Origin of the sequence: Peterkaempfera griseoplana, from assembly GCF_001418575.1 — a bacterium.
GTDB lineage: Bacteria > Actinomycetota > Actinomycetes > Streptomycetales > Streptomycetaceae > Peterkaempfera > Peterkaempfera griseoplana.
On sequence record NZ_LIQR01000555.1, the window covers coordinates 1 to 10589 of the forward strand.

General features: G+C 72.1%; 8 protein-coding genes. 2 read left to right on the forward strand and 6 right to left on the reverse strand.

Annotated features, from left to right (window positions below; translation table 11 throughout):
• Positions 1–57 precede the first annotated feature (57 nt).
• From AOK09_RS32420 to AOK09_RS32430, 3 genes are all read right to left on the reverse strand, one after another.
• Positions 58–990, reverse strand: a complete 933-nt coding sequence (locus AOK09_RS32420; RefSeq protein WP_055590797.1) for a branched-chain amino acid ABC transporter permease — start codon at positions 988–990, stop codon at positions 58–60.
• Positions 991–1123: 133 nt separating this feature from the next.
• Positions 1124–2362, reverse strand: coding sequence for a branched-chain amino acid ABC transporter substrate-binding protein (locus AOK09_RS32425; RefSeq protein ID WP_055590798.1), 1239 nt, complete (start codon positions 2360–2362; stop codon positions 1124–1126).
• Between the two features lie 301 nt (positions 2363–2663).
• Complete coding sequence (locus AOK09_RS32430; protein ID WP_055590799.1) at positions 2664–3302, reverse strand: hypothetical protein; 639 nt, start codon at positions 3300–3302, stop codon at positions 2664–2666.
• A gap of 266 nt (positions 3303–3568) precedes the next feature.
• Here AOK09_RS32430 and AOK09_RS32435 point away from each other — a divergent pair, with 266 nt between their 5' ends.
• Positions 3569–4177: a GNAT family N-acetyltransferase gene (locus AOK09_RS32435; RefSeq protein WP_055590800.1), complete on the forward strand. Its 609-nt coding sequence runs from the start codon at positions 3569–3571 to the stop codon at positions 4175–4177.
• Positions 4178–4283: 106 nt separating this feature from the next.
• Here AOK09_RS32435 and AOK09_RS32440 read toward each other — a convergent pair whose 3' ends face one another.
• Positions 4284–4796: a PaaI family thioesterase gene (locus tag AOK09_RS32440; protein WP_079063609.1), complete on the reverse strand. Its 513-nt coding sequence runs from the start codon at positions 4794–4796 to the stop codon at positions 4284–4286.
• A 226-nt stretch (positions 4797–5022) separates the two neighbouring features.
• Here AOK09_RS32440 and polA point away from each other — a divergent pair, with 226 nt between their 5' ends.
• Positions 5023–7719: a DNA polymerase I gene (gene polA / locus AOK09_RS32445; RefSeq protein ID WP_079063610.1), complete on the forward strand. Its 2697-nt coding sequence runs from the start codon at positions 5023–5025 to the stop codon at positions 7717–7719.
• A 298-nt stretch (positions 7720–8017) separates the two neighbouring features.
• On the opposite strand, the gene AOK09_RS32450 is transcribed toward polA, so the two are convergent.
• On the reverse strand, positions 8018–9562 hold the full coding sequence (locus AOK09_RS32450) for a flavin monoamine oxidase family protein (protein ID WP_107101515.1): 1545 nt from the start codon (positions 9560–9562) through the stop codon (positions 8018–8020).
• Between the two features lie 349 nt (positions 9563–9911).
• The coding region (locus AOK09_RS32455; protein WP_322973231.1) for an ATP-dependent helicase C-terminal domain-containing protein at positions 9912–10589 on the reverse strand (678 nt) is incomplete at its 5' end.

Consider the following 10589-nt stretch of genomic DNA (forward strand, 5'->3'; position numbering starts at 1 on the left):
GGAGGGGGATGACGGGGGTGCGCTCGGTGGCGCCGATGGCGGTGTTGGTCATCTGACTCACGCTCGATCCGCGACGCGCTCGCCGAGCAGGCCCTGTGGCCGCACGAGGAGGACGACGATGAGGAGGACGAAGGCCCAGACGTCGGCCCAGGAGCCGCCGCCGAGCTGGTGCATGCCGGGGACGTCGGCGATGTAGGCGGTGGCGAGGGCTTCGGCGAGGCCGAGGACGAGTCCGCCGAGCATGGCTCCGTAGATGTTGCCGATGCCGCCGAGGACGGCTGCGGTGAAGGCCTTGAGGCCGGCGATGAAGCCCATCTGGTAGTCGACCTGGCCGTAGCGCAGGCCGTGGGAGACGGCGGCGACGGCGGCGAAGGCGGCGCCGAGGGCGAAGGCGACCACGATGATGCGGTCGGTGTTGATGCCCATGAGTTTGGCGGTGTCCGGGTCCTGCGCGGTGGCCTGCATGGCGCGGCCGGTGCGGGTTTTGCGGACGAAGGTGCCGAGGATCAGCATGCTCAGCGGTGCGGCGACGAGCAGGAAGATGTCTGCGGGCTGGATGGAGATGTAGGAGCTGATGTTGAAGGGGCCGCCGGGGATCTGCGGGAAGGTGCGGGCGTCCTTGGCGTTGGGGTACCAGGCCCAGACGGCCTGCTGGAGTGCGAGGGAGAGGCCGATCGCGGTGATCAGCGGTGCGAGCCGTGGGGCGTTGCGCAGTGGCCGGTAGGCGAATCTCTCGGCTGCCATGGCGATGAGTACGGCGGTGAGGATGCCGCCGATGAGCATCAGGGGCAGGGCGAGCCATATCGAGGTGCCGCTGGGCAGTGCCAGCCAGGTGGACAGGGCACCGAAGCCCCCGGTCATGAAGATCTCGCCGTGGGCAAAGTTGATGAGCTGGACGATGCCGTAGACCATCGTGTAGCCGATGGCGATCAGCCCGTACATCGAGCCGAGGATCAGGCCGTTGGCCAGCTGTTGCGGCAGTTCGTGCACCGCAGGGCCTCCGTGTTGCTTCCGGTTGTGCCGGGTGGGACAGGACGGGGTGTGCGTGGGTCGGCGGGGCTGGATGTGACGGCGCGCGGGGGCGCTGGGTAGCGCCCCCGCGCGCGTGGTGGGGCGGTGCGGGTCAGCCGGTGAAGGTGCCGGTCTTGGCGACTGCCCACTTGTTGTTCTTGACGACGTAGACGGTGAGCTGCTTGTTGGTGGCGTCGCCGTACTCGTCGAAGGAGACCTTGCCGGTGACTCCGTCGAAGGAGACCTTGCTCATGGCGTCGACGATCTTGGCGCGGGCGTCGCTGGGGACCTTGCCGCCGTTGGCGTCGACGACGGCCTTGACGGCCTGGACGATGGCCCAGGCGGAGTCGTAGGAGTAGCCGCCGTAGGCGGCGTAGGGGTCGCTGTAGCCGCCGGCCTGGTAGTCGGCGACGAACTTCTTGGCGGAGTCCAGGGACTCGACGGGGGCGCCGACCGAGGTGGTGAGGTCGCCGTCGGCGAGGTTGTTGGCGAGCTGGATGTACTTGTCGTCCTTCATGCCGTCGCCGCCCATGACGGGGATCTTGGCTCCGGTCTTCTTCAGCTGGCCGCTGAGCGGGCCGGCCTCGGGGTACTGGCCGCCGTAGTAGACGATGTCGGCACCGGAGGACTTGATCTTGGTGATGACCGAGGAGAAGTCCTTCTGCTTGGTGTTGACGTGGTCCTGGCCCACGACCTTGCCGCCGAGCTTGGTGAACTCGCCCTTGAAGGCGGCGACCAGGCCCACGCCGTACGTCTGCTTGTCGTCGACGAGGAAGACCTTGGTCTTCTTGGCGTCGTTGTAGGCGTAGTCCGCGCCGAAGGGGCCCTGGATGGCGTCGGTGGTGGCGGTGCGGAAGTAGGACTTGAAGGGCCGCACCTTGTTGCCCGAGGCGTAGTTCTCGCCCTGGGTGAGGGTGGGGTTGGTGTTGGCCGGGGAGACCTCCACCAGGTGGGCGTCGTCGAAGACCTTCTGCATCGACTGGGCCACGCCGGAGTTGAGGGGGCCGACGACGCCGAGGACGCTCTTGTCGGCGACCAGCTGGGTGGCGTTCTGCTGGCCGGAGGAGGGCTGCGCCTGGTCGTCCAGCGCCTTGATCTTGAAGGTGACGCCCGGGACGATCTTCTGGGCGTTGGCCTGCTTGACGGCGAGGTCGACGGAGTTCCTGATGCCGAGGCCGAGGGCCGAGAGGTCACCGGAGATGGGGGCGTCGACGCCGATGGTGACGGCGGTGCCGCCGGAGGAGCTGTCCCCGTTGGCCTTGTTGTCCGAGCCGCGGGAGCCGCAGGCGGTAAGGGTGAGAGCCCCGGCGGCGACGGTGGCGCACAGGACCACCAGAGAACGATGACGCACGATCAGTCCTTTCCTCTTCAGGAGGCTCCTCGAGGACGAGGTGCCGAGTCGCGCGCCGATCCGAAGGGCACACAGTCGTTGGCGCGGTGACTGGCCGTGACTCTAGATGCCTCCGGATGCATCGGGCAGGGGTGGGCACATGCTGTGATTGTCTTGTTATGACCAGGCCGAACGGCTGTCTCGAATGGTGGCTTCCGATTGGCCGATCGGACGCCGCATCTGCCCGCCGACATGACCTTCCAGGGATATCCGCAGGTCGGGGCAAGGGTGTCCGGATATCGGACGGATGTTTACAGTTCGCTCACGGAACCGCTCCGCTCCGGTGTTCGGACGGATGGCACTGGCGCCGGACTGCGGCGGAAAGGTCGTGTGCGTAGCGCTCCCCGAGAATTTCGCTCTCGGTCTGTATTGCGCGCGTGTTACGCAGCGTTACATTTACAAATGGAAGCGACAGACCTCTGGGCGCCAGCGCGCAGTTGGTGACCGTGATGCGCAACTCCGCCGTCCACGGCCGCCCCCGACGCACCACCACGGGCGGGTCCGGGGCCGTGACCAGCGCCATCCCTGCGTAGTCCTGGGAGACGGCCGTCACCGTGACCGGCGGCCCCGCGACGACGGTGACCACCACCAGCGCCCGGAGGGTGCCGGCGGTCTGCCGGGCGGCCGCCACCGGGCCCCGGTAGACGACCGAGGTGACGGCGGCCGGCCAGGGCGGCGGCACCGGCGGCGGGCCCGGGGGCGGTTCGGGGGCCGCGGTCAGCAGCAGCAGTACGGCCAGGGTGCAGCCCATGGCGACCCGGCGGTGGGCGAAGGGGAGGACCGCCGCTGGGGGCGCGTCGCGCGGCGGGGCGGCCGCGACCGTACCGGAGCCGTCCACCGCCTCCACGGGCCCCACCGCGCCGTGCGGCTGCGTGTGCGCAGCCTGCCGCCTGCTCCCCATCGCGTTCCCCCTCCGCGGCTGGGGCATGCCCGTGCGGGCCTGCGGTGAAACGGGCTTTCGGGTGCCGTCCGGACCGGCCTGTGGGGGAGGGCCGTGCGGCGGTCGGGACCGGGCCGCGGGGGAGGGCTGTACCGCCGTCGTCCGGGTGCCGTACGCTCCGCTGCAAACGGCCGCGCACGGCATCGCCTGCGGGGCCGGCCGCACCGGTTGAGGTGCGGTGGCCGGGTGCCTGTGGGCGCCCGCGGGCTGGTGGGAGGTGCGTCTCCATGACGCGGGCCGTGATCTCGGTGCGCGAGGCGCGTCCGGAGGATCTGCCGGGGCTGGCGGAGAGCTGGAGCCGGGTGCACGGTGTGCTGGGCCGCTGGTCGCGGGGGCTGCCGGGGCCGACCGTGGCGGAGCTCTCGGCGGTGCTGGAGCGCGCCGCTGCCGCCGCCGACGTACGGTTCCTGGTCGCGCTGGTCGACGGGACACCGGCCGGGATCGCCTATCTGACGTGCCGTCCGCTGTCGCCGCTGCACGCGGAGCGGGCCGCCCATGTCGACTATCTCCACGTCCGCGACGGCTTCCGGCGCGGCGGAGTGGGCCGGGCGCTGCTGGCGGCCGCCGCCGGCTGGGCGGAGGAGCAAGGGGCCGGGCAGGTGGCGGTCAACGTCCATCCGGGGCTGCGCGACGCCAACCGGTTCTTCGCCCGCTGGGGGTTCGCGCCGCTCTCGGTGCGGCGCGCGGTGCCCACGGCGGCGCTGCGGCGGATGCTGCTCGGCGACGGTGCGGCGGGTCGTGTCCCGTCCCGCCGCAGGGAGGCGGCGCGCAGGGTGATGCAGCTGCGCCGCCCCGCGCCGCTGCCGCTTCCCGAGGGCGCCGAGCAGGCCGGCTGACCGGCTCGGGCCCCCGCGCGGGTCGGCCGCCCGTTCTGTGCGAGCGCCGCCGGCCCGGGTGCTCTCGCCGGGCGCGGCGGCGGACGGCCGCCGGTGCGGTCGGCGCTCAGGTGTCGCGCAGCATGCAGGTCAGCCGGCAGCTGGTGATCCGGCGGCCCTGGTCGTCGGTGACGGCGATCTCGTAGGTGGCGGCGGTGCGGCCGCGGTGGACCGCGGTGGCGACTCCGGTGACGATGCCGGAGGTCGCCGAGCGGTGGTGGGTGGCGTTGAGGTCGACGCCCACGGCGTAGCGGCCGGGCCCGGCGTGCAGCATGGCGCCGACGGAGCCGAGGGTCTCGGCCAGGGCGGCGGAGGCGCCGCCGTGCAGCAGGCCGTAGGGCTGCCGGTTGCCGTCGACGGGCATGGTGCCGACGACGCGCTCGGGGGAGGCCTCCACGACCCGGATGCCCATCCGGCGGCCCAGGTCGCCGCCGGAGAAGGTGTCCGGGTCGACGCCGAGCTTGGCGAAGTGGTCGATCACGTCCTGGGGGACGTTGAGGCGGGGGGACGCGGTACCCGCTGCCGGCCCGGTGGGCGCGGCGGCGGGCGTGTCGGCGGTGGTCGGGGCGGGCTCGGCCATGGTGCTCCCTGCAGACGTCGTCGTCCCGTTGGTCGGGGAAGGCTTCTGCCGGTGATCGTACTTCCGGGATGGCGGGGCTCCGCAGGGGGGCGCCCGCTTTGTCGCTCGGTGTCCGGTGTCGGTGGCGCCCCCTAGGATTCAGGGTGTCAGCGCAGTCGGCAGGACGGACGGACAAGTGGCGGGTCTCAGTGGGGCGCACAGCGGTTCGGGCGGCCGTCCGCGGCTGATGCTGCTGGACGGGCATTCCCTGGCGTATCGCGCGTTCTACGCGCTGCCGGTGGAGAACTTCAACACCACCACCGGTCAGCCGACGAACGCGGTGTACGGCTTCACGTCGATGCTGGCCAACACCCTGCGGGACGAGGCGCCGACGCATGCGGCGGTGGCCTTCGACGTCTCCCGGAAGACCTTCCGGTCGGAGCTCTTCCCCGACTACAAGGCCAACCGCTCCGCGACGCCGGACGAGTTCCGCAGCCAGGTCGGCCTGATCGGGGAGCTGCTGGACGCGATGCGGCTGCCGCGGATGGCGCTGGAGGGCTTCGAGGCCGACGACATCATCGCCACCCTGGCCACGGCGGCCGCCGCGGGGGGTTTCGAGGTGCTGATCGTCACGGGGGACCGGGATGCGCTGCAGCTGGTCAACGAGCATGTCACCGTGCTGTACCCCACCAAGGGGGTCTCCGAGCTGACCCGGTACACCCCGGAGAAGGTCGCGGAGAAGTACGGAGTCACCCCCACCCAGTACCCCGACCTGGCGGCGCTGCGCGGCGACCCGTCGGACAACCTGCCGGGCATCCCCGGGGTCGGCGAGAAGACGGCCGCCAAGTGGATCAACCAGTTCGGCTCCTTCGAGGCGCTGGTGGAGCGGGTCGGGGAGGTCAAGGGCAAGATCGGCGACAAGCTGCGGGAGAACCTGGAGTCGGTCAGGCGCAACCGCGAGCTGACCGAGCTGGTCCGCGATGTGGAGCTGCCGCTGGGCGTCGGGGATCTGGAGCGCGGCCCCTATGACCGCGATGCGCTGACGACGCTGCTGGAGTCCCTGGAGTTCCGCAACCCCAACTTCCGGGACCGGCTGTTCGCCGTCGATCCCGCCGCGGGCACGGAGGAGGCCGCGGTCGAGGTCGGCCCGGGGGTCGACGTGGACGGCGCGGTGCTGGCGGCGCCCGGCGCGGTGGCGTCCTGGCTCGCGGAGTACGGCGACGGGGAGCGGGTGGGCCTCGCCGCGGTCTACGACTGGGCGATGGGTGCGGGCAGCGTCCGGGAGGTGGCGCTGGCCACCCCGGCGGGCCCGGCCGGCTGGTTCGACCCGGCGCAGCTGGTGGAGGAGGACGAGCGGGCCTTCGCGGCGTGGCTGGCCGATCCGTCCCGGCCCAAGGCGCTGCACATCGCCAAGCATGTGATGCGGGCCTTCGCCGAGCACGGCTGGGTGATCGCCGGTGTCACCGCGGACTCCGCGCTCGCGGCGTATCTGGAGAAGCCCGGCCGGCGTTCGTTCGCCCTGGAGACGCTGGCCGAGGAGTATCTGGGCCGTTCCCTGCAGCCGGCCGCCGAGACCGAGAGCGGCCAGTTGTCCTTCGACACCTCCGGCGGCGAGGAGGACGACGCCGAGGCCGCCGCCCAGGCGCTGATGGTGCAGGCTCGTACGGTGCTGGACCTGGCGGAGGTCTTCGAGGGCCGGCTCGCCGGCGACGGCGGCGCCGCCGAGCTGATGCGGGATGTGGAGCTGCCGATGTCGGCGGTGCTGGCGCGGATGGAGCGCACCGGTATCGCCGCGGACCGGGCCTGGCTGTCCTCGCTGGAGGCGCAGTTCGCCGGTGCGGTGCAGCAGGCCGTGGAGGAGGCCCACCGCGCGGTGGGGCACGCCTTCAACCTCGGCTCCCCCAAGCAGCTGCAGGAGATCCTCTTCGGTGAGCTGGGCCTGCCCAAGACCAAGAAGATCAAGACCGGTTACACCACCGATGCGGACGCCCTGCTGTGGCTGGCCGGGCAGACCGACAACCAGCTGCCGGTGATCCTGCTGCGCCACCGCGACCAGGCCAAGCTGCGGACCACCGTCGAGGGCCTGATCAAGACGGTGGGGGAGGACGGCCGGATCCACACCACCTTCAACCAGATGGTGGCCGCCACCGGCCGGCTCTCCTCCCAGGACCCCAACCTGCAGAACATCCCGGTGCGCACCGACGAGGGCCGCTCCATCCGCAGGGCCTTCGTGGTGGGGGAGGGCTTCGAGTCGCTGCTGACGGCGGACTACTCCCAGATCGAGCTGCGGATCATGGCGCACCTCTCCGAGGACGAGGCGCTGATCGAGGCCTTCACCACGGGGGAGGACCTGCACACCACGGTGGCCTCCCAGGTCTTCGAGGTGGAGAAGGGGGCGGTCGACGCGGAGATGCGCCGCAAGATCAAAGCGATGTCGTACGGCCTGGCCTACGGCCTCTCCGTGTTCGGGCTCTCCCAGCAGCTCGGCATCGAGGCGGCCGAGGCGCGGCGGCTGATGGACACCTACTTCGAGCGGTTCGGCGGGGTGCGGGACTATCTGCGCCGGGTCGTCGAGGAGGCCCGGATCACCGGTTACACCGAGACCCTGCTCGGCCGCCGGCGTTATCTGCCGGATCTCACCAGCGACAACCGGCAGCGCCGGGAGATGGCCGAGCGGATGGCGCTCAACGCGCCGATCCAGGGCTCGGCGGCCGACATCGTCAAGATCGCGATGCTGCGGGTCGACGAGGGGCTGGCCAAGGAGCAGCTGCGTTCGCGGATGCTGCTCCAGGTGCACGACGAGATCGTGCTGGAGCTGGCCCCCGGTGAGCGGGACCGGGTGGAGGAGCTGGTGCGCCGGGAGATGGCCGCGGCCTATCCGCTGCGCGCCCCGCTGGATGTCTCGGTCGGCGTCGGACCCAACTGGGAGGACGCGGCTCACTGAGCGGGCGCGGTGCGCTCGGCGGCCGCGGCCCGTTGAGGGGTGCGGTTCGCCGGGCGGATGCCGTGCGTTGGTTGCCGGTTGCCGGTTGCCGGTTGCCGGTCGCCCGTCGGGCGGACGCGCCCGGCTCACTGAGCGGGCGCGGTGCGCTCGGCGGCCGCGGCCCGTTGAGGGGTGCGGTTCGCCGGGCGGATGCCGTGCGTTGGTCGCCGGTCGCCGGTCGCCGGTCGCCGGTCGCCGGTCGCCCGTCGGGCGGACGCGCGGGGTGCGGGCGGGATCGCCGCCCGCACCCCGCGCGGTCTCAGGCCTTCAGCGCCCGGCTGTGGAGGGCGGTGACGGCCTTGCGGGCCGACAGGATCGCCCCGTGCTGCCAGGCGTCCATGTAGGTGAGCCAGTCGCCGGCGAAGAGCACCCGTCCGGTCGGCTCGTTCAGCGGCTTGTAGACGGCCGCGTCGGGGCCGCCGGGGATGCTGTGCCAGGCGCCTTCCAGATGGGGTGTGCGGGTCCAGGCGATGGAGAAGGAGTTCGCCAGCTCCGTCCGGTACTTCTCGCCGTGGATCTTCACCCCCTGCATCACCGCCCGGGCCTCGCGGTCCGCCGGGGTCAGGGCGGCGTAGGCGTCCGCGTTGGCGCCGGTGTTGTAGTAGCCGACGATGACGCCCCGCTCGCCGTGGTGGCCGTAGGAGGGGTACCAGATGTGGGAGAGGTCCATGTCGGTCTCGGTGATGCCGCCGTAGATCCGGTGGTCGGTCTCCCACCAGCGGCTGCGGTACTCCAGGCCGATCTTGCCCGCGGACGACGGCCTGATGGTGGTGAGGCCCTGCTGCACCCCCGTGCCCAGGTTGTGCGGCAGCCGGGCCAGCAGGTGCGGGGGCATGGCGGCGATGCAGTAGTCCGCCTTCAGCTGCCGTTCGCGTCCCTGCGGGTCGCGGTAGCCGACCGTCACCCCGTCGTCGGACTGGACCAGCGAGGTGGCCTGGCAGCCCAGCTGGATGCGGTGCGCGCCGATCGCCCTGGCGAAGGCTCTGGGTATCTGGTCCATGCCGCCGACCGGCTGGAACATCAGCATCGCCTGGTCGAATTCGAACTCGAAGGAGAAGTGGCGTCCCACCCCGGAGGCGAACACCGCGGAGGCGTCGGGCACATCGCCCAGCAGGGTGCCCGGGGTGCCCGCGGCGCCCGGCCAGGTGGTGTAGCCGCGGTTGGAGCCGCCCGTGTACGCGTAGCCGTCGGCCTTGCCGCCGATCTGGCCGAAGTCCTCGATGAACGACAGCAGACGGGCCTTGTCGTCGGCGGTCAACTGCTGGTCCAGGGCGCCCTGGTCGGTGGCCTTGGCCAGCAGCTCGCTGACATAGCCGTAGGTGTCGGCCTTGGCGGTGCGGTACCGCATGGGCTTGCCCGGCTGCATGCCCGCCGACTCGTGGTAGATGTACGCGTCGGCGTTGGTGTTGGTGAACACCTCGATGGGAACGCCCAGTTCGCGGCAGTAGTCGAGGGTGACCATCCACTGGGCGAGCCGGGCCGGTCCGGCGTTGAGGTACTGGCCCTCGGAGAACCGCGACCGCTGGGTGCGGCCGTCGAGGTCGGTCAGCGAGTCGCCGCCCCTGACGGTGAAGTTGCGGCCGCCGGGCCGGTCCCGGGGTTCGAGGACCGTGCAGTCGTAACCGGCCTTGCCGAGCTCGTACGCCGCCGTGAGCCCGGCGATGCCGCCGCCCAGGATGACGACCTTGCCGGCGGCACGGCCGGTCAGATGGAAGTCGGAGGCCCTGGGTGCGCGGAACTCCCCGGCCGGGGCCGCGGCCGCCGCGGTGGGGGCCAGGCCCAGCGCCCCCATGGTCGCGAACATCGCCCCGGCCCCGCCGGTGATCCCGACGGCCCGCAGGAATCCCCTGCGGTCCAGACCCGCCGCCCCTGTCCCGTGCTGCGCATGCGCCATGAATCCGCCTCTCCGGATCAGCTGGTGAACCCGCTTCGCCTGCTGTGTACGGACGATCTTGAGCGCGGAGTGTTACGCGAGGCGTGGCCGAGGCGTCACGGGGCGGTGTCCGCAGCCGTGCGTATGTGAACAGCCCGCTAACGCAACCGATCTGACGTGCCGTAACCGGCGTATCCGGTACGGTCGGGAAGGCTCTGGGGGAGGTTGGGCGAATCGGTCCGATGCCTTGGGAAATGCCCGCCCGGACCGGCCGTGCGCCTCAGCGGCGCGGGTTGGTCCCGCGGGTGGCCCGGGCGGCGACCGGGTCCTCCGGCCAGGGGTGGCGGGGGTAGCGGCCGCGCAGCTCCGCCCGTACCGCCCGGTAGCCGTCCCGCCAGAAGGACGCCAGGTCACCGGTGACCGCGGCCGGACGGCCGGCCGGTGACAGCAGATGGACCGTCAGCGGCGCCCGGCCACCCGCGAGCGCCGGGGCCGAGTCCCAGCCGAAGAGCTCCTGCAACTTCACCGCCAGCACCGGCCGCTCACCGGAGTAGTCCACCCGGACCCGGGACCCGCTGGGCACCTCGATCCGCTCCGGGGCGAGCTCGTCCAGCCGCAGCGCCTCACCGGTCGCCCACGGCAGCAGCCGCCGCAGCGCCTGCGCGGTGTCGACCCGCTCCAGGTCGGCGCGGCGCCGCGCCGCGCCCAGTTCGGGGCCCAGCCACTCCTCGGCGCGGGCCAGCAGTGCCTCGTCGGAGACGTCCGGCCACGGGCCGCCGACCACCCGGTGCAGAAACGCCAGCCGTGTCCGCAGCCCCCGCGCGGTCTCACCCCACCCCAGTACGGCGGAGACCCCCTCACGGGCCAGGCCCTCCAGCAGCGCGGCCCGCACCAGCTCCGGGTCGGGCGCCCGCAGCGGGACGGCCGCCAGTTCCACCGCACCCAGCGCCGCCACCCG